The sequence below is a fragment of the Sphingomonas hankookensis genome (genome assembly GCF_028551275.1).
Classification (GTDB): domain Bacteria; phylum Pseudomonadota; class Alphaproteobacteria; order Sphingomonadales; family Sphingomonadaceae; genus Sphingomonas; species Sphingomonas hankookensis_A.
On the sequence record NZ_CP117025.1, the window covers coordinates 1,170,101 to 1,194,200 of the forward strand.

Sequence of the window (24,100 nt, forward strand, 5' to 3'; positions counted from 1 at the left end):
CATGCGCGAAAGGGACTGTTCGCGCTACCCCTGTGGCAGTAGAAGCATCGCCAATATGCGTACCGTATCGACCCGCGCGTCTGCGCTCATCCTCGTCGCCATCGCCGGTCTCGGCCTGTCCGCCTGCGCCCGTGGCGGCGGCGGCGCGGGCCGCGACCTGCCCTATGTCGCGCGCGACGTGGGCACGCTCTACACCGCCGCGAAGGACCGGCTCGACCGCCATCAGTACAAGGTCGCGGCGGCATTGTTCGACGAGGTCGAGCGCCAGCACCCCTATTCGGTCTGGGCCCGCCGGGCGCAGCTGATGGGCGCGTTCAGCTATTATCTGGACGCCGACTATACGAAGGCGATCGCCGGTGCGCAGCGTTTCCTGTCGGTCCATCCCGGCAACCGCGACGCGCCTTATGCCTATTATCTGATTGCGCTGAGCTATTACGAGCAGATCAGCGACGTGACCCGCGACCAGAAGATCACGATGCAGGCGATGGACGCGCTGGGCGAACTCTCGCGCCGCTATCCCAATACGCCCTATGCCGCCGATGCCCGGCTGAAGCTCGATCTGGTGCGCGATCACTTGGCCGGCAAGGAAATGGAGATCGGCCGCTTCTATCAGCAGCGCGGGCAATGGCTGGCGGCGTCGATGCGCTTCCGCTCGGTCGTCGATCAGTATCAGACGACCACCCACGCACCCGAGGCGCTGATGCGCCTGACCGAAACCTATCTGGCGCTGGGCGTGCCGGCAGAGGCGAAGAAGTCGGCCGCCGTGCTCGGCGCCAACTATCCGGGCACCGACTGGTATCAGCGCGCCTATGACCTGATCAACGACAAGACGCCCCCGCCGCCCAAGCCGATCCCGGTCAAATACGCCCCGCCGCCCCCGCCGCCGACCGGCACGGTGACGGTCGAACCGGGCGACGACCCCACGCCCGCCCCGCAGACTCCGCCGGCAGTAACCCCGTCGCCGACCGGCCCGACGACCGGCGGCACGAATACGGGTGCGGGCACCCCGTCGGGGAACTGACTCGACTCCGTCACTCCCGCGCAGGCGGGAGTCCATAAACGCTATCGTCGCGACTCCGGCCGAAACGCCAGCGGCAATGGATTCCCGCCTTCGCGGGAATGACGAACAGCTACCACGATCGTCACCCCGGGCTTGACCCGGGGTCCCGCTTCTTCTTCTTCGCCGACCAGCAAAAAGCAGGACCCCGGATCAAGTCCGGAGAGACGAAGAAGGACCACGGATCGAACCCCGCCCCCAACCGTTCGCCCCGCATGCCGCACATAGCCATTTGTTCTTGCGCTGTTCCGCGGCTATGGAGGGCGCGATGCTGACGGCGCTTTCCATCCGTGACGTGGTGCTGATCGAGGCGCTCGACCTCGATTTCGCCGCTGGCCTGGGCGTGTTGACCGGGGAGACCGGCGCGGGAAAATCGATCCTGCTCGACGCGCTCGGCCTGGCACTGGGCGCCCGGGGCGACACCGCGCTCGTCCGCCATGGCGCGAAACAGGCGGCGGTCACCGCGATCTTCGCTGCGCCCGTTCCCGATGGCCCGGTCGCCCGGCTGTTCGACGATAACGGCCTCGACCTCGAACCCGGCGAACCGCTCATCATCCGCCGCATCGTAAAGGCCGATGGCGGCAGCCGCGGCTTCGTCAACGACCAGCCCGCCTCGGCCGGCCTCCTGCGCGACCTCGCCCCGCATCTCGTCGAAATCCACGGCCAGCACGACGATCGCGGCCTGCTCAACCCGCGCGGCCACCGCGCGCTGCTCGACGGCTTCGGCCGGATCGACACCGCAACCCTCACGCGCGCCTATCGCGACTGGCGCGATGCCGAAGCGGCGCTGGGCGCGGCGCTGGCCGAGATCGAGGTGGCACAGCGCGACCGCGAATGGCTCGAACATGCCGTCGCCGAACTGACCGCGCTCCGCCCCGAACCGGGCGAGGAGGAAACCCTCGCCGAACGCCGCCGCTCGATGCAGCGCGCCGAAAAGGTCGCGGGCGACCTGACCCAGGTCGAGGAACGGCTCGACGGCCCCAACGGCGCGCTGTCCGCGCTGCGCCAGGCCGCCCGCGCCCTCGAACGCATTGCCGAGGCGCATCCCGCGCTCACCGAATCGCTCGCCGCCGTCGACCGCGCGCTGGTCGAGGCGGAGGCGGCCGAGGTCGCGCTGCGCGAAGCGAGCGATGCGCTCGCCTTCGACGCCGGCGCGCTGGAGGACGACGAATCCCGCCTGTTCGCGCTGCGGGCGATGGCGCGTAAGCACCGCGTCCAGCCCGACGACCTCGCGACCCTCGCCGAGGAGCTCGTCGGCCGCCTCGCCCTGCTCGAATCGGGCGAAGCCGGTCTCGGCAAGCTGGAGGCCGCGGTCACCAAGGCGCGCGCCGCCTATCAGAAGGAAGCCGACCGCATCCACGCCGCCCGCCTCGACGCGGCGGCGCGCCTCGATGCGGCGGTGGCCGGCGAACTCGCCCCCCTGAAACTCGACGCCGCCCGCTTCCGCACCGTCGTCGCCGAACTGGACGACGGACAATGGTCGTCCTCTGGCCGCGACCGGGTGGAGTTCGAGATTTCGACCAACCCCGGCGCACCCTTCGCGCCGCTCGCCAAGATCGCGTCGGGCGGCGAACTGTCGCGCTTCATCTTGGCGCTGAAGGTCGCGCTCGCCGAAGAGGGCGGGGCGGCGACGATGATCTTCGACGAGATCGATCGCGGCGTCGGCGGCGCGGTCGCCTCGGCGATCGGCGACCGCCTCCACCGCCTGTCGCGCGCCACGCAATTGCTGGTCGTCACCCACAGCCCGCAGGTCGCGGCACGCGGCGACCGCCACCTGCTGATCGCCAAGCGCCACGACGGCATCGTCACCCGCACCGGCGTCCGGCCGCTGTCGAGCGACGAACGCCGCGAGGAAATCGCGCGGATGCTCTCGGGCGCCGAAATCACCGACGAGGCGCGCGCCCAGGCCCGGCGGCTGATCGAGCCGGCATGACGCAGCCGCCACGCACGCCCGATGGCCGCTATATCGTGGTCGACGGCGTGCTGTGGCGCGCCACCCGTCCCGACCTGTCCAACACCGAGCGCGAACGCCTCGTCCACGCCCTGATGGACGCCCGCCGCGCGGTGGGCGTGGCCAAGCGCGCCGGCGACGACGCAGCGGTGGCGACGGCCCGCAAGGCGGTCGATGCGGCGAAGATCGCGCTTGGCGAACGCGGCCCGGTCTGGTGGGCCGACGGCGCGCCGGACTATAACCGGCACAAGGTCGAGAACACCCCCTATGCCGCCTGGTGGGCGGTGCGGCAGCCATCCCTCCCAACGTCACCCCGGACTTGATCCGGGGTCCCGCTTCTTCTTCTACCTGGACCCCGGATCAAGTCCGGTGCGACAGTAACGCGAGAAACCGCGAACCTACTCCCGCCGCGCGTTCCAGTTGAACAGGAACCGGCGATGCTCGGCCCATGTCTGCCCCTCGACCATCCCGCCACGCAGGCAGCCGCTGCTGTGATACGGCCCGACGCCGTCGCTGGTCCGGAAACTGACGCAGGTCCGCCCGCGATCGGTCTTCCACCGGCCGCCCTCGATGTCGCTGTCATAGAAACGGCCGGTGACCGACCCGTCCGCCGCCAGGTGCAGCTCCATCGTCTTTACATAGGGTTTGGTGGGATCGTTGCTCAGGTCAACCTGCCACCTGCCTTCCAGTGGGTTGACCGGTTCGGCAGCGGCCAGCGGTGCGGTGATCAGTATCGCGGAAAGCAGCATTCGGCGCATGGCGTTCCTCCATGGAAACGGGTCTACCGCAAGCGAACCGGACGGTGTCCCGGCGCAGGTCAGGATCTCCTCATGATAGCATGAGACGCGAACCGCACGAGGCCCGGTCTTCGGAGGCCAATTTCTATCCAGAAGGTCATCGGCGCAGCCGGTCCGCACCCGCCAATCCCCCGCTTTCCTACAGGGAGTCGGCCTGTCAATATCGCTCCGCTCTTTGACAAGTGGACCGCTATTGCGCGGCAATTGCAAATTTTGCGCGAAACCGTGGTTAGTGTGAACTTAGTGAACTTATTTGGGAAAACCGTTTGTTTTCAATGGTGCGACACCGGCAAAGCCAGCGTCGAGGTCGATCGTGCCCCCGGCACGATCTGCGGACTGCGGGGCAGTCCGCACCTCGACGCTCGTCGGACGGCGCTTCTCGCGCCGCCGGCCGGACGCGCCTCACCCGGCGCGTCAGATCGCGCTGTTCTTCGCCGCCTTCGTCTCCGGATCGAACATATAATGGTGCCACGCGAACACCGTCGCCGCGCTGCGGTGCGGGCGCCACCCCTCCGCCAGCTCGCGGATCTGCTTCTCGCTCGGCCGCTCGGGCAGGCCCAGGATGCGCCCGATCTCGACCTGCACCGCCAGGTCGCCCGCCGGCCAGACGTCCAGCCGCCCCTCGGCGAAGAGCAGGTAGATTTCGGCCGACCACCGCCCGATCCCCTTCACCCGCACCAGCTGCGCGATCGCTTCCTCGTCATCGTCGGGCAGGTTGGCAAGGTCGAGTCGCCCGCTCAGCACCTCGTCGGCAAGACTGCGGGCATAGCCGCTCTTCTGCCGCGACAGCCCGGCGGCGCGCAGTTCCTCGTCGGTCTTGGTCGCGATTCGCGCGGGATCGCTGGCATCGCCCAGCAACGCCTCCAGCTTCTTCCACACCGCATCCGCCGCCTTGTAGCTGACCTGCTGCCCGACGATGGTCCTCAGCAGCGTCACATAGCCCCGCTCGCGGATGCGCGGTTCGGGATAGCCGGCATAGGCCAGCGCCGCCGCGAACGCCGGCTCGCGCTCGGCCAGCGCATCCAGCGAGGTGCGCAGCTGTTCGGCGGAAAGTCCCATGGCCGGTCCTTGAAAAGCGCCGGTCGCCCCGGCATGGGGCGGCGGACAGGAGAAGATTCGATGCCAACGATTACCGTCGTCGACCGTGCCGGGAAAGAACGAACCGTGGACGCGGAGGTCGGGCTGTCCGTCATGGAAGTGCTCAAGATCAACGGCTTCGACGACATCCTCGCTTTGTGCGGCGGCTGCTGTTCGTGCGCGACCTGCCACGTCCATGTCGACGCCGCCTATCTCGACCGCCTGCCGCCGGTGAGCGAAGACGAGGACGACCTGCTCGATGCGGTCGAGGATCGGGATGCGACCTCGCGGCTGTCGTGCCAGTTGCCAGTGAGTGAGGCGCTGGAAGGGATGAGGGTCACCATTGGGGCCGAGGATTGAAGACGAAGCAGCGATAGCTGGTTCGCATCAATGCCGGCACGGCCGGCGGGGCAACGCCCCGACCGACGGCATGGGCTTTGCCCATGCCGCGCCCCGTATGCGGAGAGGCGTTCTCGATACGGGCTCTCGACAAGCTCGATCCCTACTCGAACCGAACGGGGAGGGAGGGAAGGCTTGGTAGGGCAGGGGACCCGCCCACACCCACCCCGTTCAGTTCGAGCAGCTTCGAGCCTGTCGAGAAGCGTCAGTCGAGAACTGAGAACAGAGAACCCCGCACCCCCAAACCCCGCCATGGGCAAAGCCCATGCCGTCGGTCGGGCTAAAGCCCGCCGGCCGGCACGGGGATGATGCGAACCAGCTATTGCTGCTCCGTCTTCATCCCTCGTGCGTCGCCACCGCATACAGCGCGATCGCCGCCGCATTCGACACGTTCAAGCTCTCGATCCGGTCCGAAATCGGCAGCTTGGCAAGGATGTCGCAATGCGCCGCGGTATTCTGCCGCATGCCCTCGCCCTCGGCCCCCACCACCAAAGCGACCCGCTTCGGCCCCAGCGCCTGTGCCAGCGTCGTCTCGGTATGGCCGGTCAGCCCGACGCGCCAGTACCCGGCATCGCCCAGCTCGACCAACGCCCGCGACAGATTGACCACCCGGACCCACGGCACGCTCTCCAGCGCGCCGGAAGCCGAGCGCGCGACCGTACCCGATTCGGGCGGCGCATGCCGGTCCTGCGTCACCACGCCCAGACAGTCGAACGCCGCCGCCGACCGCAGGATCGCGCCGACATTATGCGGGTCGGTCACCTGGTCGAGCAGCAGGATCGGCCGGTCGTCGTCGCGCCCCTGTTCGATCAGGTCGGCCAGCCAGATATCCTCCAACGGATCGGCCTCGACCACGATCCCCTGGTGCGGCGCGTCGGAGGGGACGAGGCGGGCGAGGTCGGCGGCCTCGGCGAATACCACCGGCACGCCTTCGGGCAGGACCAGCTGCGACCCCATTTCGCGCGTGCACCAGATCTTGCGGATCACCCGCTCGGGATTGTCGAGCGCGGCGAAGGCGGCGTGCCGGCCCCAGAAGCGGGGGCGTTGCGGCGATGCCTTGCTGGGGCGGTGTCCTTTGCGGGCCATGACGGTCTTTCGTGTGTTCAAGGGAGTGCGGCCGGGGTCGGCACAGCTGATCGCCGCGTCATAGCCGCGACGGGCGCATGGGCGCAAATCGGCAACAAAGTTGCAGGCAGGCGTTGACAGCGCCGCGCGGGAGCGGCAATGGGCGCCCTCGCTCGAGCGGCATGGCCCGTTTGAGTGGCGGCTGGACAGGTGGCCGAGTGGTTAAAGGCAGCAGACTGTAAATCTGCCCGGGTTTCCCGTACGCTGGTTCGAATCCAGCCCTGTCCACCACCGCCCGCGCACTGGCGCGGCGGTGCCCCAGCGGGAGGCAGTCATCCCGACCCCCATGATCTTCGTCCTTGCCGCCCTGTGCGAGATCGCGGGCTGCTTCGCCTTCTGGGCATGGTGGCGGCTCGACCGCTCGCCCTGGTGGCTGATCCCCGGCATCGCCGCACTGATCGCCTTCGCCTGGCTGTTGGCGCAGAGCGACACGGGCGGAGCGGGGCGCGCCTATGCGGCCTATGGCGGCGTCTATGTGCTGGGCGCGGTGCTGTGGGGCTGGGCGGTCGAAGGGCTGGTGCCCGACCGGTTCGACCTGATCGGCGCCACCTTGTGCATCGCCGGCTGCGCCGTGATCCTGTTCGGACCGCGATAAGGGGGTTGGAGCGGGTAACGGGAATCGAACCCGTGTATTCAGCTTGGAAGGCTGCTGCACTACCATTGTGCTATACCCGCCCACGCGCTTGCGTGTCAGGGCGATGCCCCTGCCACAGCAATGCGGGGCAGGTCAACCGCCCCCTTGCAACGCCTTGCTTTTGCAGCGGATGACCCTATTGCTCCGGCCATAAGGTGCCGGGGGAGGGCGCGATGGTGAACGAAATGGTGGCCGCGCTCGGCGATGTGCTGAACCCGCATGGGCCAGCGGTACAGGCGGCCAAGAGCTATGCGCCGTCCGATTACTCGATCCACTTCTTCCTGCAATTGGCGGTGATCCTGCTCGCCTGCCGCGTGGTCGGCTGGGCGGGCAAGCGCTTCCTGAACCAGCCGCAGGTGGTGGGGGAGATGATCGCGGGCGTGGTCCTCGGTCCCTCGCTGCTCGGCCTGTTCTTCCCCGATCTCCAGGCGGCGATCTTCCCCAAGGAAACGCGTGGGCTGCTCTATGCGGGCGCGCAGCTGGGAGTCGGCCTCTACATGTTCCTCGTCGGCCTGACGCTGCGGCTCGACCATTTCCAGACCAAGGCGAAGAGCGCGGCGATGGTGTCGGCGGCGGGCATCGCCATGCCGTTCCTGCTGGCGGTGCTGGTCACGCCGATGCTGCTCACCGTGCCGGGCCTGTTCGCCGAAGGCATCTCGACCGGCAGCGCGACCCTGTTCATGGGCGCCTGCATCGCGCTGACCGCCTTTCCGATGCTCGCGCGGATCATTCACGAACGCGGCCTTGCCGACACGGCACTCGGCACGCTGTCGCTGACTGCCGGCGCGTTCGACGATGCGGTGTCGTGGTGCGTGCTGGCGATCGTGCTCGCGACCTTCGGTGCAGGCGCGGGCGTCGCCATCGTCGCGATCGGTGGCGCGGTGCTCTACGCCGCCTTCCTGATCCTGTTCGGCAAGCAGTTGCTCGCCCCGCTTGGCCGCGCGGTCGAGGCGAAGGGCGAGATGAGCATGACCGTGCTGTCGATCACGCTGATGCTGTTCTGCCTGTCCGCCTTCTTCATGGACGCGATCGGCATCCATGCGATCTTCGGCGGCTTCATCCTCGGCGTGTTCATGCCCCGCGGGCTGTTCGTCGAGGAGCTGAAGCGAAAGGTCGAGCCGCTGGCGGTCGTCCTGCTGCTGCCGATGTTCTTCACCTATTCGGGGCTGAACACGCGGATGGATACGGTGAGCTCGCTGCCCCTCCTGCTGATCGCGCTGGGCATATTGACGGTGTCGATCCTCGCCAAGTTCGGTGCCTGCTGGGCCGCCGCACGGATCGCCGGCGAGGACAACCGCACCGCGCTCGGCATCGGCGCGCTGATGAACTCGCGCGGGCTGATGGAGCTCATCATCATCAATATCGGCCTGCAAAAGGGGATCATCGGCCCGACGCTGTTCGCGATGCTGGTGCTCATGGCGATCGTCACGACCGTCATGGCGACCCCGTTGTTCGAGGCGGTCTATGGCAAGCGGGCGCGGGCCAGCGGCGAACTGGGCGGCGTTCCGGCCTGAGCTTGGCCTACACTTTGGTGCGGCCATGCGTTCTGCGCTGGCGTTCCCCTTCAGGACGCCATAAATCGCGCGCACAATGGCAAAGATCACGACCCCGCGCCCGGTCCGCGGCACCCAGGATATTTTCGGCGACTTCGAACGGCGCTTCACCCATGTCGCCGAGACGTTCGAGCGCGTGCGCCGTCTCTACTGCTTCAGCCGCGTCGAAGTGCCGGTGTTCGAATCGACCGCCGTCTTCGCCCGATCGCTGGGCGAGACGACCGACGTCGTGTCGAAGGAAATGTATTCGTTCGAGGATCGCGGCGGCGATTCGCTGACGCTGCGCCCCGAATTCACCGCCGGTATCGCCCGCGCATATCTGACCGAGGGCTGGCAGCAATATGCGCCCTTGAAGCTCGCGACGCACGGCCCGGTCTTCCGCTACGAACGCCCGCAAAAGGGCCGCTATCGCCAGTTCCACCAGATCGACGCCGAGGTGATCGGCGCGGCCGAGCCGATGGCCGATGTCGAACTGCTGGCGATGGCCGACCAACTGCTCAAGGAACTGGGCATCGCCGATGGCGTGACGCTGCAGCTCAACACGCTGGGCGATGCCGCGACGCGCGACGCATGGCGCGCCGCCTTGGTCGAGCATTTCGACAGCCATCGCGGCGAGCTGTCCGAAGACAGTCTCAAGCGGCTCGACAAGAATCCGATGCGCATCCTCGATTCGAAGGACCCGCGCGACCGGCCGATCGCCGATTCGGCGCCTGGGATCGATTCGTTCCTGACCGCCGAAGCCGCCGATTTCTTTGCGGCGGTCACGTCCGGGCTGGACGCGGCGGGGGTCGCATGGACCCGCAATGACCGGCTGGTGCGCGGCCTCGACTATTACCGCCACACCGCGTTCGAATTCGTCACCGACCGACTGGGCGCGCAGGGCACGGTGCTCGCCGGTGGACGCTATGACGGTCTGATCGAAAGCCTTGGCGGGCCGGCGACGCCGGGCGTCGGCTGGGCGGCGGGGATCGAGCGGCTGGCGATGCTGCTGGAGGAGCCCGAAGCGCCGCGCGCCGCCGTCTGCGTCATCCCGCGCGAGGGCGGGGCGGATGCCGCCGCGATGACGTTGTTGCAGGATCTGCGCGCCGCCGGTGCCGTCGCGGACATGGCCTATCGCGGCAACCTCAAGCGGCGCATGGCGAAGGCCGATGCGCAGGGCGCGTCGATGGTCGCGCTGGTCGGTGCCGACGGGGCGGTGACGGCGAAGCTGCTCGCCAGCGGCAAGCAGGTCGACCTCGCCAGCGAAGACCGCGACGCGTTCCTCCACGCCGCTACGCTCTATTCGGACGGGATCGCCGATAGTGACGTCGAGGGTGATTCGGTGCTGGAGGAAATGATCGGCGAGTGGCGTCAGGGCCTCTGGCAGGTATCGGACGACGAATGACCATCGCCCCCGAACGCATCGCCCAGATCGAGGCGCGGCGCGACGAACTGGCGGCGCAGATGGCGACCGGCGACCTGCCGGGCGACCGCTTCGTCGCGGTGTCGAAGGAATATGCCGAGCTCGAACCCGTCGCGGCGGCGGCGGGCGAGGTCCGGCGGCTGCGCGCCGAGAGCGAGAGCCTGACCTTCATGACGCAGGACGCCGATGACGACCTGCGTGCGATGGCGGTGGAGGAACTCCACGCCAACCGCGCCCAGCTGGAGGCGGCGGAACGCGCGCTGGCACTTGCTCTGTTGCCGCGCGATGCGGCCGACGAACGCGCCGCGATGCTGGAAATCCGCGCCGGCACCGGTGGCGACGAAGCCGCCCTGTTCGCGGGCGACCTGTTCCGCATGTATCAGCGCTATGCCGACAATCGCGGCTGGCGGGTCGAGCTGATCTCCGCCTCGGTGTCGGATGCGGGCGGTTATAAGGAAGTCGTCGCCAGCGTCACCGGCGCGGGCGTGTTCGCGCGGATGAAGTTCGAAAGCGGCGTCCACCGCGTACAGCGCGTGCCGGCGACCGAAAGCGGCGGTCGCATCCACACCAGCGCCGCCACCGTCGCCGTCCTGCCCGAGGCCGAGGATGTCGACGTGCAGATCGACGACAAGGACCTGCGGATCGACGTGTACCGCTCGTCGGGACCGGGCGGCCAGTCGGTCAACACCACCGATTCGGCGGTACGCATCACCCACTTGCCGACCGGGCTGGTCGTCATCCAGCAGGACGAGAAGTCGCAGCACAAGAACAAGGCGAAGGCGCTGAAGGTCCTGCGCACCCGCCTGTACGAGGCCGAGCGCCAGCGGCTGGCCGACGAGCGTGCCGGCACCCGCCGGTCGATGGTCGGCTCCGGCGACCGCTCGGAGCGCATCCGCACCTATAATTTCCCGCAGGGGCGGGTGACCGACCACCGCATCAACCTCACCCTCCACCGCCTTCCCGAAATCCTTGAGGGCGAGATGGATGAACTGATCGGCGCGCTGATCGCGCAGGACGAAGCGGAGCGGCTGGCGACGCTGGATGGCTGATGCGCGCACGAGCGTAAAACAAGAAGAAAGGAAGGTCGTTTTCACGCGAAGGCGCGGAGACGCGGAGAAGTTGCGTTGCGGGCAAGGTCCTGTGCCGTCAGGCACTTCATCTCTTGCGGACAGTATGCGAAGCGCGGGATCGCTGCGCGATCGGTATCGGCGAACGCTGATCCTCCGCGTCTCCGCGCCTTCGCGTGAAAACGACCTTTTCTTTAGCGTCCGCCCATGACCACGCTTCGTCACGCACTGACGCAGGCAACGGCCCGCATCGCCGACGTCTCCGACTCCCCCCGCCTCGATGCCGAACTCCTCGCCGCCCATGCGCTAGGCTGTACGCGCGAGGCGATGCTGCTCGCCCGCCTCGACGATCCGGTTCCGGCCACCTTCGCAGCGCTGGTCGAACGCCGCCTGACCCAAGAACCGGTCGCCTATATCACCGGCAGCCGCGCCTTCTGGACGATCGACCTGCTGGTCGGCCCCGGCGTGCTGGTCCCCCGCGCCGACAGCGAGACGCTGATCGAGGCGGCGGTCGACCATTTCGCCGGCCGCGCCCCGCAGCGCATCCTCGACTTGGGCACGGGCCCCGGCACCTTGTTGCTCGCCGCACTCGACGAATGGCCCCAAGCGACCGGACTGGGTGTCGACGCCTCGGAAGTCGCGCTCGACTATGCGCTGCGCAATGGCGCTGCGCTGGGAATGGCGCAGCGGGTGGCGTGGCGACAGGGCGACTGGACCGCCGGCATCGACGGCCGCTTCGACTTGATCCTCGCCAACCCGCCCTATATCGGCACCGACGAACCACTGCCGCGCGAGGTCGTTGGCCATGAACCGGCGGCGGCGCTCTTCGCCGGGCGCGACGGGCTCGACGATTACCGCCGGATCGTCCCCGAACTGCGCCGGCTGCTGGCACCCGATGGCATCGCCGCGATCGAGATCGGGTACGAACAGGGCGACGCGGTCATGGCGCTGGTGCGCGCCGCCGGGTTGCCCGCGCGGCTGGTGCGCGATCTGGGCGATCGGCCGCGCTGCGTAATTACGGGTTGATCCCGTCATACGCGGACCCCATCTTTCCGCTTGGAGAACCCCGCAGCAGCCGCTAAGACCGGCAGCGGGGCAGGCACCATCGACCACGGCGTCGATCGCGGGGCGTGGCTCCTTCCATCGTCATCAACCACTGTCGTCCGGTGGTCATGGCAGGCGGACGGTGCCCGTGCATCGTTTCGCGAAGTGGCTCGCACCCGGGATCGCGAGATCGACGGACAGGTAAGGACAGGACAACCAACCCTTGATGAACAATCGTCAGGCCGGCCGCCGTCGCGGTCGCGGTGGCCAGCGTCAGCCGGGAAGCGGCGGCGGTGGTCCGCGGGACAACGGCAACCGCATCGACAACCGTGCGCGTGGTAACGCCGCGCAATTGCTGGAAAAGTACAAGAACCTCGCCGCCGATGCGCAACGCGCCGGCGACCGGGTGAACACCGAATATTACCTTCAGTTCGCCGATCATTATTTCCGCGTGCTCGAAGCCGGGCGGTCGCGGGTCGAGGAACAGCGCCGCAGCCGCGACGAGTTCGACGGCAACGACGAGGATGATTTCGACGGCGACGGCGACAATGGCGCCGAGACCGGCGGCCAGGATCGCGGCCAGCGCGACGACCGTGGGAATCGCGACGATCGCGGCCAGCGCGAAGATCGCGGCAATCGCGACGATCGTCAGCCGCGCGCCCAGCGTGAGTATCGCGACGACCGTGGCCCGCGCGAAGAACGCCAGCCACGCGAGGAACGCCAGTCGCGCGACGATCGCGGCCCGCGCGAAGACCGCCCGCAACGGGAAGACCGTCCGCAGCGCGAGCGCCTGCGTCGTGACGGCGGCCGGACCACCGCGCCCGCCAATGACGGTGCGGAACTGCGCGGCGTAGAGGGCGAAGTCGGCACGCAGCAGAACGACGTGGCCGAAGCAGCCCCCGAAGTGGTGGCCGAGGCCAAGCCGGTCCGCCGCCGCACGACCCGCACCCGCGTCGATGCTGCCGCTGCCGAACCGGCCGCCGAAGCGGCTCCGTCGATCGAGGCGGACCGCCTGCCGCCGGCACTGTCGGCGAACGACGATGCGGCCGAACGCCCGCGCCGCCGTCGCCGCGTCCGTGCCGAAGAGGAAGAGGCCGTACCGCCCGCCGCCTGATCGGGCGACGCAGGTCGGACTGAAGGGGCCGGTATCGCTTGCGGGCGATACCGGCCCTTTTCGTTGGGGGTAACAGACAGTCCCGTCACCCCGGACTTGATCCGGGGTCCCGCTTCTTATCAACGGTTGCAGAAGAAGCGGGACCCCGGGTCAGGCCCGGGGTGACGAGGAATCGCATGGTAGCGAACGGTCGAACCGCCCTGCGCCTTTACCCCGCGGCGAACTGGTCGGCGCTGAGCGAATACAGCCCGCCGGTGCCGGCCATCGCCGCCATGCCCAGTCCGCGTGCTTCCGGCACGATCCGGTCCAGATAGAAAGCAACCGCCGCCCGCTTGCGCGCCACGAAGTCGGGGTCGGCCACCTGGTCCAGCGCGCGGCCCTGTCGCTCCAGCAGCCAGCCGCAGGTGCAGGTCGCCAGCATCGTCAGGAACGGATAGCTGCCGGCCAGACGGTCGTCGACATCGGCCTCCAGCATCCAGCGGGCGACCGCGCGCGTGTCGTTCAGCAGGTCGCGCAGCGCGGCATGGCCGACCTCCGCCTCCATCTCGGTGAACAGCGCCTCGACGCCCGCGCCGCCGTCGCCAACCAGCTTGCGCCCGACCAGATCGGCGGCCTGGATACCGTTGGTGCCTTCGTAGATCGGCGTGATCCGCGCATCGCGATAATATTGGGCGGCACCGGTTTCCTCGACATAGCCCATGCCGCCATGGACCTGCACGCCGAGGCTCGCGACCTCACAGCCAATGTCGGTGCCGTGCGCCTTGGCCAGCGGCGTGACCAGGTCGAGCCGGGTCTTGGCACCTTCGACGCCCAGGGTCGCGCGGTCGACCTGTCCGGCGGCGTAATAGACCAAAGCACGCGCCGCCATGGTCTGCGCGGTCATGCGCAGCAGCATCCGGCGGACATCGGGATGGTCGATGATCGCCACCGGCGCGCCGCCGGTCGAGGCACGGGCCGACTGCACCCGTTCGCGGGCATAGGCGACGGCGCGCTGGGTAGCGGCCTCCGCGACCTGCACGCCCTGAAGGCCGACATTCAACCGGGCATTGTTCATCATCGTGAACATGGCGCGCATGCCGGCACCCTCCGCCCCGATCAGTTCGCCGATGCAGTCGCCATTGTCGCCGAACGACAGGACACAGGTGGGGGAGGCATGCAGCCCCATCTTGTGTTCGATCGACACCACGCGAATGTCGTTCGGTGCGCCGGGATTGCCATCGGCATCCAGCCGGAACTTGGGGACCAGGAACAGCGAGATCCCCTTAGTCCCTGCCGGGGCGCCCGGGGTGCGGGCGAGGACGAGATGGACGATATTGTCGGCCATGTCGTGATCGCCGAACGAGATGTAGATCTTGGTACCCGTGATCCGCCAGTTGCCGTCGCCAACCGGTTCGGCCCGCGTCGTCAGCGCGCCGACGTCCGATCCGGCCTGCGGCTCGGTCAGGTTCATCGTGCCGGTCCATTCGCCGGTCGCGAGCTTCGGCAGATAGCGTGCCTGCTGCTCGGCGCTGCCATGATGGGTCAGCGCCTCGATCGCGCCGACGGTCAGCGTCGGCGCCAGCGCAAAGCCCATATCGGCGGTGCCGAGCGTTTCGAGCACCGCGGTCGCCACGGCGAAGGGCAGCGCCTGTCCGCCATATTCGGCGGGCGATCCGATCGTGCCCCAGCCCCCTTCGACATAGGCGCGATAGGCGGCAGGATAGCCATCGGGCATCACCACGCCCTCGGGCGTCCAGCGCGCGCCGACCGTGTCGCCCTTGCGTGTCAGCGGCCGCCATTCGCCGGCGGCGAAATCGCCGATCCCGGTCAGGATCGCGTCGAGCAGATCGGGGGTCGCATCGGCGAAGCGCTCTGCCTCGGCCAGGGTTTCGATCCCGGCGGCGTGGGTCAGCACGAAACGCTGTTCGGCGGTGGCGGGGGTCAGGTCCATTTGCCCTCTCTCGATCATTGGTTTTTGGCGGTATAGGCACCGAACCATGACCGCTTCAAACGCTTCGATCACGACCGTTTCCTTACCCTACGGCACGGCGGGAATCGCGGCGGCGGCAAAGGTGATCGCGGGCGGCGGCTGCGTCGCGGTGCCGACCGAGACGGTCTATGGCCTCGCCGCCGACGCGACCGATTCGCGCGCGGTCGCCGGCATCTATGCGGCCAAGGGGCGGCCGGGGTTCAATCCGCTGATCGTCCATGTGCCGGATCGCGCGGCGGCCGAGGCGCTGGCGGTGTTCGACGATGCCGCCGCTCGCCTTGCCGATGCCTATTGGCCGGGGCCGCTGACGCTGGTGCTGCCGATCCGCGCAGGGAGCGGGATCGCGTCGCTGGTGACGGCGGGGCTGCCGACCGTCGCGATCCGGGTGCCAGCGCATGACGCGATGCAGGCGCTTTTGCGCGCGACCGGCCGGCCGCTGGCCGCGCCCTCGGCCAATGCCAGCGGATCGATCAGCCCGACGCGCGCCGAGCATGTCCTGCGCAGCCTGGACGGGCGCATCCCGCTGGTGATCGATGCCGGGCCGACGACGCAGGGCATCGAATCGACGATCATCGCCTGTGTCGACGGACAGGTGCGGCAACTGCGCCCCGGACCGATCCCGCACGAGGCGGTCGCCGGGTTGCTTGGCGTCGACATCGGCGGCGCGGGGGAAGGGATCGAGGCGCCCGGGCAGCTGGCGAGCCATTATGCCCCGTCCAAGCCGGTCCGGCTGAACGCGACCCGCGCCCAGGACGGCGAATGGCTGATCGGGTTCGGTGCGGTCGCGGGCGACGATACGCTGTCGGCGAAGGGCGATCCGGTGGAGGCGGCGGCACGGCTGTTCGACGCGCTGCATGTCGCGGACAGCGCGGATCGCCAGCGGATCGCGGTGGCGCCGGTGCCGGAGGCGGGGCTGGGCGCGGCAATCAACGACCGGTTGCGTCGCGCTGCGGTGCCGACGGGGTAGGGCTCAGGCGTTCCGCACCTTGCAACGCTTCTTCGTTACCCCGAGGCTACCCATCTTTAACGCTTTGTCCCGTAACCATTCTTGGTACGAAAAGGACCAAGTTTGTGAGCGGACAGGACCATATCGATTTCGAACAGCGGCTGGCGGCGTTCGACTATGACGACCGCAGCTATGGCGCGTTTCCGCGGGTCAAGCGCGCGATCGAACGCCATGCGCCCGCGGCGCTGACTGCGTTGTACCGCCATATCGCCAGCACCGCGTCGCTGCGGGGGATGTTCGCGTCGCAGGCGCGGATGGACCATGCCCGCGACAAGCAGATGGAGCATTGGCGCAAGCTGTTCTCCGGTCCGATCGATCGCGACTATGCCGCCGCCGCGACCAATATCGGGCAGGTGCATGCCCGGATCGGGCTGGCTCCAACCTGGTATATCAGCGGCTATGCCCGGATGCTGGAACATGTCCTGCCCCGGCTGGTGCTCGGGCGGCTGGGGCTGCCGTTCGGAGCGCGGGCACGGGCGCGAGCGGTGACCGCGCTGGTCAAGGCGTCGCTGATCGACATGGACATCGCGCTCGCCGCCTATTTCACCGCCGAACAGGCGGGGCGCCGCGCGGTGATCGAGCGGTGCGGCGCCGCGTTCGAGCGGATGGCGCAGGGTGACCTGACGGTATCGCTCGACGGGCTCCCGAACGAATATCAGGCACTGGCCGACAGTTTCGAAGCGATGCGGGCGCAGATGTGCGAGACGCTGGGCATGGTCACCCGCTCGGGCGAGCAGATCCGCATCGGATCGGGCAATATCCGCCACGCCTCCGACGACCTGTCGCAGCGGACCGAGCAGCAGGCGGCGAGCCTGGAGGAAACCGCCGCGGCGATGGACCAGATCACCAGCACGGTGCGCCAGACCGCCGATGGCGCGTCGCGTGCCGACCGCATCGTCGGCGAGGCGCGCAGCGAAGCCGAGGAATCGGGCCGGATCGTGCAGCAGGCGGTCGATGCGATGGGCGGTATCCAGCGGTCGTCGGCGGAGATCAGCGAGATCATCAGCGTCATCGACGGCATCGCGTTCCAGACCAACCTGCTGGCGCTGAACGCCGGCGTGGAGGCGGCGCGGGCAGGCGATGCCGGCAAGGGCTTCGCGGTGGTCGCGTCCGAAGTGCGTGCGCTGGCGCAACGCTCGGCCGATGCCGCCAAGGACGTGAAGGTCAAGATCACCGCATCGTCCGATCAGGTCGAGGCCGGGGTCGATCTGGTCAACGCCACCGGACAGGCGCTGCAACGGATCATCGGCCGGATCGGCGAGATCAGCGAGCTGGTGTCGGGCATCGCCACCTCCGCCGCGCAGCAGTCGATCGGGCTGCAACAGGTCAATACCGCCGTGTCGGAAATGGATAACGTGACCCAGCGCAACGCGGCGATGGTCGAGGAAGCGACCGCCGCCGCCCGCGTGCTGGCGCAGGAGGCCGAGGTGCTGGCCACCGAGGTCGCGCGCTTCCGGGTCGATGGCGGGGCGGGGCCGGTCAACGAAGTGCACCGGATGCAGCAGCGTATCGCGGCGGCCTGACCGGGCGACTGTTCGTCGTCGGCTTGCAAAGGCGGGTCTGAATTTGGAAACGGGCCTCTTGGAATTAGGGCGGATCGACATGCGCCCTCAAACCTCACCCCGGACTTGTTCCGGGGTCCACGGTGCGGCGATCTGTGCGATTAACGCTTCTTGCGACAGCGTTCGCGGTCCGGTGGACCCCGGAACAAGTCCGGGGTGACGGGATGGGGATAACCTGACCCCGCCTTCCGGGGTGCGGTAGCCGGGGCCGGGGCGGCCGGAAATCCGTGCTGTATCCGTACCCACTCCTGCAAACCGGTTGCGCCGCGGCGATGCGCGTGCTTGGGATCGCACGGGATCGGGAAGCAGTATGGCCAGCCGCGCAATCAATGGACGGGTCGAGGCTGGCGCGACGGGTACGCGCTGGCTGGACGACTATCGCGCGCTGGCGCCGCAGGGCGACATGCTCGCCGCGGCCGAGAGGCTGGACCGTGCCGCATGGGAGGCGGCGTTCGAGGAACTGGCGGCGCTGCCCGGCAACGGCCTGTCCGGCGCGCGCGAGCGGGCGCAGCGCCATGCCGACGATATCGGCACCGCCTACCGCGCGGCGGGCGAGAATGAGGAGCGCCGCTGGCCACTCTCCCCCGTCCCGCTGCTGATCGGCGCGGAGGAATGGCGCGGCATCGCCGAGGGGATGGCCGAGCGCGCCGACCTGTTCGAGGGTGTCATCGCCGACATTCATGGCGAACAGCGGCTGGTGGCCGAAGGCGTGCTGCCGGCGATGCTGGTGACGGGATCGCCGCTGTTCCTGCACCCGATGGTCGGGCTGACCCCACCGGGTGGGCACCAGCTGCATTTCGTCGCCGCCGATCTGTGCCGCGGACCGGACGGGCGCTGGCGGGTGCTGGCCGATCATCTGCGCGTGCCGGTCGGGGCGGGCTATGCGCTCGAAAACCGGCTGGCGATGGGGCGGACGCTGGGCGGATTGCCGTCGCGGATGAATGTCGAGCGGCACGCACCCTTCTTTGCCGCGATGCGCGCCGGGATCGCCGCCGCCTGCCGCCGGGCCGAGCCGCGCATCGGGCTGCTGACGTCGGGCAAGCTCAACCCCAGCTATCCCGAACAGGCGCATCTGGCGCGCTATCTGGGGTTCCTGCTGGTCGAGGGCGCCGACCTCGCCGTGCGCGACGACCAGCTCTATGTCCGCACCATCGCGGGCCTGAAGCGGATCGACGCGCTGTGGCGGCGGATCGACCCGCGGCTGATCGACCCGCTGGCGTTCGATGCCAATTCGACCATCGGCGTGCCCGGCCTCGTCGATGCGATGGCGGCGGGCAATGTCGTGATCGCCAATGCGCCGGGCGTCGGCGTGCTCGAATCGCCAGCCTTCGCGGCGTTCCTGCCGGCGCTGGGCGAGCGGCTGCTGGGGCGGGCGCCGTCGCTGTCGTCGATCGGGACATGGTGGTGCGGCGACCCGGACGCACGCGCGCAGGTGCTGTCGTCGCTCGACCAGCTGCTGATCGGCCCCGCCTTTGCGGGGCCGGCGGTGGCGGGGTTACCTGATGGCGCGGTGCTGGGTGCTACCCTGGACGGTGCGGCGCGGGAGCGGCTGGCGGCGGCGATGGCACTGCGGCCGCAGGATTATGTCGGGCAGGAGGTCGCCGAACTGTCGACCATGCCGACCGCGTGCGGTGAGGGGCTGCTGCCGCGCCCCTTCTCGCTGCGCGTGTTCGCGGCGCGGGGGGGAGACGGGCGCTGGGTCGTGCTGCCCGGCGGCTTCGTGCGGATCGGCGACCAGCCCGACGCGCGGGCCGCCGTGATGGGTGAAGGATCATGGTCCGCCGACGTTATCGTCCATGGCCCCGATCCGGTCGCGCCGGTATCGCTGCTGCAACCGACCGACAGCGTGGAACTGCGCCGCAATCCCGGCACGCTGCCCAGCCGGGTCGCCGACAACATGTTCTGGCTCGGCCGCTATCTGGAGCGGGGCGAGGCGCTGCTGGGCGTCATCCGCGTGCTGTTCGGCCATTCGATCTCCGCCGACACCGGCGCCGCGCTGGCGCCCGAAACCGTTGAGCGGCTGGTGACGATCATCGCCGATACCGGCGCGGCGGAGCGTCCGCCCAGCCATCGCCGCCGCGACCTGGTCGATTTCGGGCGCGAGGCGATGGAGGCGGTCGACGGCTGGGGCAGCGTCCGCGCAATCAACCGCATGGCGACCGGCATCGGCGGCGTGTCGCGCGACCGGCTGTCGGCGGACATGGTGCGCCTGCTCGATGCGCCGCATCCGACCACCGGCACGCTGCTCGACCGCGCGGGCACGTTGCAGCGCCGCTATGCCGCGCTGGCCGGGCTGTCGGCCGAACATATGGGGCGGACCGATGCGTGGCGCTTCCATGACCTTGGTCGCCGGATCGAGCGGGCGCTGGCGGTGACGCGCACGCTGCTGGCGGTCGACCTGCGTCGCGCCAATGCCGAGGATCTGTCGACCCTGCTCGACCTCGCCAACAGCCAGATCAGCTATCGCCAGCGCTATCTGATGGGCTTTGCGCGGGTGCCGGTGATTGACCTGATCGCGCTCGACCCCGGCAATCCGCGCGGCATCGCGTTTCAGGTGGAGACGATCGTCGGCCATCTGGCGAAACTGCCGGTGCTGAACGATGCCGGCATCGCCGAACCGCAACAGCGTATCGCCGCGCGCCTGACCGCGGGCATCGCCATGGCATCGGCCGAACGGGTCGATCGCGGCTGGGTGCTGGAGATCAACCAGCAGTTGCAGAAGCTGTCCGACGCCATCGCCACCCGCTATTTCCTGCAGGGGGCGCAGGCGCTGCGCGAAGCCGGGCTGACGCTGGCATGATGCGCTACGCCATCCGCCACATCACCCGCTTCGATTATGAGGAAGCGGCGGGGTTCGCGCGCTGCAACCTCAGGCTCCGCCCGATCCTGTGGTCGGGGCAGACGCTGGAGGACTATGCGCTGCTGGTCGAACCGGGCGGTCATACCCATCCGGCGCGGGCGCAGGCGGGGCTGGCCAATGTCACACGGCTGGTGGTCGAACGGCCCGAACGCACGCTGACGATCGAAAGCCGCGCGACGGTGTGTGTCGAGCGGCCGATCCCGGTGCCGTCGCCGACCGACCCGACGCTGGCCGATATTCGCGCCATGGTCGCAAAGGTCGCCGATGCCGGTCCGGCCAGCCCGGTCAGCTACTTGTTCCCCTCCGCCCATGTGCCGATCGTGCCGGAAATTGCCGAGTGGTGTGCCGAGGATCTGGCCGACGATCGCGGCATCCTCGACGCGGCGATCGCGCTCGCCCGTCGCATCCAGCGCGACTTTGCCTTCGATCCGACCGCGACCCTGGTAGACACGCCGCCCGCCGAAGCCTTCGCCAAGCGCGGCGGAGTGTGTCAGGATTTCGCGCAGATCATGCTGTCGGGGCTGCGCGGCGCGGGGCTGCCCGCCGCCTATTGCTCGGGCTATCTGCGCACCCTGCCGCCGCCGGGGCAGGAGCGGCTGGTCGGCGCGGACGCTACGCATGCGTGGGTGCTGGTGTGGGCCGGTCCCGAACTGGGATGGGTCGGCGTCGATCCGACCAACGGCATCTGGATGGCGGAGGATCATGTCGTGATGGCGATCGGCCGCGACTATGCCGACATCGCCCCGATCGACGGCGTGGTGCTGGGGTCGGGGGCGCAGACGATGCAGGTGTCGGTCGATGTGGAGCCTTTGCCGGTCGGGTAGTTGGTTTGCGATAGGAAGAGGGTTTCACGCGGAGGCGCGAAGACGCGGAGGGGCTCCGCTTGGCGCTGCTTCTCCCGCGCCAGCGGCCCTATTCCATGGTTTCTGCGTAGAGCGTCTGCCGGGGGCACAGGCTCGCCAAGCCGCGCAACCCCCTTCGCGTCTCCGCGCCTTCGCGTGAAAACAATCTTACTTCTTGGTACCCATGGTGAACCCCACCCAACCCGGATTGACGAATCCATAAGGGTTGGGGGATAAAGAACAAACCATGAACGCAGAGTCGTCCACCCTGTCCGCGCTGAAGCGGCAAGTCGCCGCCATGGAGCGGCGCGCGCCGATAGGCAAGGCGGTGCGGGTGGCGACCGGGCATGGCGACATCGACGCCGCGCTGGATGGCGGCATCGCGCGCGGGCGGCTGCACGAGATTTTCGCGGCAGAAGCGGGCGATGCCGGTAGCGCGACCGGCTTTGTCGGCATGCTGTCGATTCGGCTGGGCGGCGGTATCGTCTGGCTGCGCGAGGAGGCGGCGGTGCGCGGGGGCGGGCATCTCCATGCGCCGGGACTGGTCGAGATCGGCGTCGATCCCGCGCGGCTGCTGCTGGGGTTCCTGCCCGATGCGCTGTCGGTGCTGCGCGCGGCGGCCGATGTCGTGCGCTGTGCCGGGGTCGGGGTGGCGGTGATCGAACTGCACCGCGATCCGAAGGCACTCGACCTGACCGCCAGCCGCCGCCTCGCGCTGGCGGCGGAGGAAAGCGGGGTGACGGCGCTGCTGCTGCGCATCGCCGCGACTCCGGTGGCGAGTGCCGCCGATACCCGCTGGGCGGTGCGGTCCTGCGCGTCGCAACCCCTGCCCGCCAATGCGCCGGGCCATCCGACCTTCGACCTCGAATTATTGCGTCAGCGCGGCCGGAGTGCCGATGGCCGCTGGCAAGTGGAGTGGAACCGTGAGCAAGCCGTCTTCACCAGCCCGACCCAGCGGTCGGCGCCATCTGGCGCTGTGGTGGCCGTTCCTGCCGAGCGACCGCTTGCTGCGCCAATACCCCTGCGTCGTGCCGGATGATGCGCCGTTCGTCTGTGTCGAAACGGTGCGGGGGGCCTTGCGCATCGCATCGGTCGACCGCCACGCGCTGGACAAGGGTCTCACCCCCGGCATGGCGCTGGCCGATGCGCGGGCGCAACTGCCTGATCTGGTCGTGGTCGATGCCAATCCGTTCGCCGATCATGGCTGGCTGGAACGGATCGCCGATGCCTGCGACCGGTTCACGCCGCTGGTCGCGCTGGACGGCGGCGACGGGGTGACATTGGACATTACCGGCTGCGCGCATCTGTTCGGCGGCGAGGCGGAGCTGGTGGCGGAGGTCGAGTCGCGCCTCGCCCGGTTCGGGACGCTGCGCCACGCACTGGCCGATACGCCCGATGCGGCGCAGGCGCTGGCCCGGTTCCAGAGTGCCCCGGCGGCAAGCGAGGCGGCTGCGATCCGGCGGCTGGGCGTGGCGGCGCTGCGATTGGACGACGAGATTGCGGTGGCGCTGCGCCGGGCGGGGCTGCGCACCATCGGCGACCTTGCCAGCCGCCCGACCGCGCCGATCGCGGCGCGCTTCGGGGAAGAGACGGTGGCGGCACTGGCGCGCTTGCTGGGCGATGCCGACCAGCGGTTGCGCCCGCGCCGGGCGCTGCCGGCCTTGTTCTTCGAACGGCGCTTCGCCGAACCGATCGCACGCGACGCTGATGTGCTTTCGACGATCGGCGAGCTGGCGACGGAGGCGGAGGCGGAGCTGACCGCACGCGACCGTGGCGGGCGGCGGTTCGCGGTGCGGCTGTACCGGGCCGATGGCGCGCTGCGCGATCTGGCAGTCGAAAGCGGGTTGCCGATGCGCGATCCGCCCTCGATCCTGCGGCTGTTCCGCGAACGGATCGACGCGCTGGCCGACCCGATCGATCCTGGGTTCGGCTTCGACATGATCCGCATGAGCGTGCCGGCGCTCGAACCGCTGGCGCCGACACAGTTGCAGCTCGAAGGGGGAGCGGTCAGCGAGGAGGCGATGGCGGCGCTGGTCGATCGCCTCAGCACCCGGCTGGGGCGCGGGCGGATCGCGCGGGTCGCGCCGGGCGACAGCCATCTGCCCGAACAGGGGGTGCTGACCATCGACGCGATCGACGCGCCGGTGCCGACCGGCTGGGACGCACCCGAAGCGGGCGAGCCGCCGCTGCGTCCGATCCACCTGTTTGACCCGCCACAGCGGATCGAGGTGATGGCCGAAGTCCCCGACGGCCCGCCGCACCGCTTTCGCTGGCGGCGGGTGCTGCATGACGTGATCCGCTTCGAAGGGCCGGAACGGATCGCGGCGCAGTGGTGGCGCAGGGGGCAGACGAAGGTGCGGACGCGGGACTATTACCGGGTCGAGGATGTGCGCGGGCGGCGCTACTGGATCTTCCGGCACGGGCTGTACGATCGCGAGACGCCCGATCCGCTATGGTATGTGCATGGGGTGTTCGCGTGAGCCGCGCGACATCCGGCATCCTCCGCCCCAATCGTCACCCCAGCGCGGGCTGGGGTCTCCTTGTGGCTGGCGCTGCATCCTTGTCGCAGGAGATTCCAGCTTGCGCTGGAATGACGTTCGGGGTGGGCGGGTCAAGGTTGGGCGTTCGCCAAATCGTCATC

The 24,100-nt window shown here is 69.0% G+C and carries 20 protein-coding genes and 2 tRNA genes; 17 read left to right on the plus strand and 5 right to left on the minus strand.

The genetic code is table 11. The annotated features are described in order from the left end of the window. Positions 1-55 precede the first annotated feature (55 nt). From PPZ50_RS05650 to PPZ50_RS05660, 3 genes are all read left to right on the plus strand, one after another. Entirely contained in the window at positions 56-1,021 is a 966-nt protein-coding gene (locus PPZ50_RS05650) for an outer membrane protein assembly factor BamD (RefSeq protein ID WP_066688224.1), read from the plus strand. Positions 1,022-1,325: 304 nt separating this feature from the next. Continuing rightward, positions 1,326-2,990 carry a DNA repair protein RecN gene (gene recN / locus PPZ50_RS05655; protein ID WP_066688332.1) on the plus strand — a complete coding sequence of 555 codons (1,665 nt, stop codon included), beginning with the start codon at positions 1,326-1,328 and terminating at the stop codon, positions 2,988-2,990. Then, positions 2,987-3,331 carry a hypothetical protein gene (locus PPZ50_RS05660; protein ID WP_066688226.1) on the plus strand — a complete coding sequence of 115 codons (345 nt, stop codon included), beginning with the start codon at positions 2,987-2,989 and terminating at the stop codon, positions 3,329-3,331. Before recN ends, PPZ50_RS05660 begins: the two co-directional genes overlap by 4 nt. A 75-nt stretch (positions 3,332-3,406) precedes the next feature. On the opposite strand, the gene PPZ50_RS05665 is transcribed toward PPZ50_RS05660, so the two are convergent. Both PPZ50_RS05665 and PPZ50_RS05670 read right to left on the minus strand, forming a co-directional pair. After that, positions 3,407-3,766: a hypothetical protein gene (locus PPZ50_RS05665; RefSeq protein ID WP_066688230.1), complete on the minus strand. Its 360-nt coding sequence runs from the start codon at positions 3,764-3,766 to the stop codon at positions 3,407-3,409. Positions 3,767-4,219: 453 nt separating this feature from the next. Further along, a complete protein-coding gene (locus PPZ50_RS05670; protein ID WP_066688231.1) occupies positions 4,220-4,864 on the minus strand; it encodes a DNA-3-methyladenine glycosylase family protein in 645 nt (214 codons plus the stop codon). 60 nt (positions 4,865-4,924) lie between these two features. Between PPZ50_RS05670 and PPZ50_RS05675 the strand changes: the two genes are divergently transcribed. Beyond that, positions 4,925-5,242 carry a 2Fe-2S iron-sulfur cluster-binding protein gene (locus PPZ50_RS05675; protein ID WP_066688334.1) on the plus strand — a complete coding sequence of 106 codons (318 nt, stop codon included), beginning with the start codon at positions 4,925-4,927 and terminating at the stop codon, positions 5,240-5,242. Between the two features lie 375 nt (positions 5,243-5,617). Here PPZ50_RS05675 and rlmB read toward each other — a convergent pair whose 3' ends face one another. After that, positions 5,618-6,367: a 23S rRNA (guanosine(2251)-2'-O)-methyltransferase RlmB gene (gene rlmB, locus PPZ50_RS05680; protein WP_066688232.1), complete on the minus strand. Its 750-nt coding sequence runs from the start codon at positions 6,365-6,367 to the stop codon at positions 5,618-5,620. 183 nt (positions 6,368-6,550) lie between these two features. Here rlmB and PPZ50_RS05685 point away from each other — a divergent pair. Next, positions 6,551-6,637 (plus strand) — tRNA-Tyr (locus PPZ50_RS05685). Between the two features lie 55 nt (positions 6,638-6,692). Continuing rightward, positions 6,693-7,001 (plus strand): YnfA family protein, encoded by a 309-nt coding sequence (locus tag PPZ50_RS05690; protein ID WP_066688234.1) that lies wholly within the window; start codon positions 6,693-6,695, stop codon positions 6,999-7,001. Positions 7,002-7,007: 6 nt separating this feature from the next. Here PPZ50_RS05690 and PPZ50_RS05695 read toward each other — a convergent pair. Beyond that, positions 7,008-7,081, minus strand: a tRNA-Gly gene (locus PPZ50_RS05695). Between the two features lie 132 nt (positions 7,082-7,213). Here PPZ50_RS05695 and PPZ50_RS05700 point away from each other — a divergent pair. From PPZ50_RS05700 to PPZ50_RS05720, 5 genes are all read left to right on the plus strand, one after another. Next, complete coding sequence (locus PPZ50_RS05700; RefSeq protein ID WP_066688236.1) at positions 7,214-8,554, plus strand: cation:proton antiporter; 1,341 nt, start codon at positions 7,214-7,216, stop codon at positions 8,552-8,554. Positions 8,555-8,630: 76 nt separating this feature from the next. Then, entirely contained in the window at positions 8,631-9,977 is a 1,347-nt protein-coding gene (gene hisS / locus PPZ50_RS05705; protein ID WP_066688238.1) for a histidine--tRNA ligase, read from the plus strand. Next, positions 9,974-11,044, plus strand: a complete 1,071-nt coding sequence (gene prfA, locus PPZ50_RS05710) for a peptide chain release factor 1 (RefSeq protein ID WP_066688239.1) — start codon at positions 9,974-9,976, stop codon at positions 11,042-11,044. The genes hisS and prfA overlap by 4 nt, the downstream gene beginning before the upstream one ends. A 225-nt stretch (positions 11,045-11,269) precedes the next feature. Next, a complete protein-coding gene (gene prmC, locus PPZ50_RS05715) occupies positions 11,270-12,088 on the plus strand; it encodes a peptide chain release factor N(5)-glutamine methyltransferase (RefSeq protein WP_066688241.1) in 819 nt (272 codons plus the stop codon). A gap of 244 nt (positions 12,089-12,332) precedes the next feature. Then, positions 12,333-13,220 (plus strand): DUF4167 domain-containing protein, encoded by an 888-nt coding sequence (locus PPZ50_RS05720; RefSeq protein ID WP_198158484.1) that lies wholly within the window; start codon positions 12,333-12,335, stop codon positions 13,218-13,220. A gap of 208 nt (positions 13,221-13,428) precedes the next feature. On the opposite strand, the gene PPZ50_RS05725 is transcribed toward PPZ50_RS05720, so the two are convergent. Continuing rightward, on the minus strand, positions 13,429-15,150 hold the full coding sequence (locus PPZ50_RS05725; RefSeq protein ID WP_066688247.1) for an acyl-CoA dehydrogenase: 1,722 nt from the start codon (positions 15,148-15,150) through the stop codon (positions 13,429-13,431). 46 nt (positions 15,151-15,196) lie between these two features. On the opposite strand from PPZ50_RS05725, the gene PPZ50_RS05730 reads away from it, so the two are divergent. From PPZ50_RS05730 to PPZ50_RS05755, 6 genes are all read left to right on the plus strand, one after another. After that, on the plus strand, positions 15,197-16,156 hold the full coding sequence (locus tag PPZ50_RS05730) for an L-threonylcarbamoyladenylate synthase (RefSeq protein ID WP_066688249.1): 960 nt from the start codon (positions 15,197-15,199) through the stop codon (positions 16,154-16,156). A gap of 104 nt (positions 16,157-16,260) precedes the next feature. Continuing rightward, positions 16,261-17,718, plus strand: coding sequence for a globin-coupled sensor protein (locus tag PPZ50_RS05735; protein WP_066688251.1), 1,458 nt, complete (start codon positions 16,261-16,263; stop codon positions 17,716-17,718). A gap of 349 nt (positions 17,719-18,067) precedes the next feature. Further along, positions 18,068-20,557 carry a circularly permuted type 2 ATP-grasp protein gene (locus PPZ50_RS05740; RefSeq protein WP_066688255.1) on the plus strand — a complete coding sequence of 830 codons (2,490 nt, stop codon included), beginning with the start codon at positions 18,068-18,070 and terminating at the stop codon, positions 20,555-20,557. Further along, a complete protein-coding gene (locus PPZ50_RS05745) occupies positions 20,557-21,441 on the plus strand; it encodes a transglutaminase family protein (RefSeq protein ID WP_066688337.1) in 885 nt (294 codons plus the stop codon). The genes PPZ50_RS05740 and PPZ50_RS05745 overlap by 1 nt, the downstream gene beginning before the upstream one ends. A 265-nt stretch (positions 21,442-21,706) precedes the next feature. Further along, positions 21,707-22,498 (plus strand): ImuA family protein, encoded by a 792-nt coding sequence (locus PPZ50_RS05750; RefSeq protein ID WP_232307852.1) that lies wholly within the window; start codon positions 21,707-21,709, stop codon positions 22,496-22,498. Continuing rightward, positions 22,383-23,939: a Y-family DNA polymerase gene (locus PPZ50_RS05755; protein ID WP_232307853.1), complete on the plus strand. Its 1,557-nt coding sequence runs from the start codon at positions 22,383-22,385 to the stop codon at positions 23,937-23,939. The genes PPZ50_RS05750 and PPZ50_RS05755 overlap by 116 nt, the downstream gene beginning before the upstream one ends. The last annotated feature ends 161 nt before the right edge of the window (positions 23,940-24,100 follow it).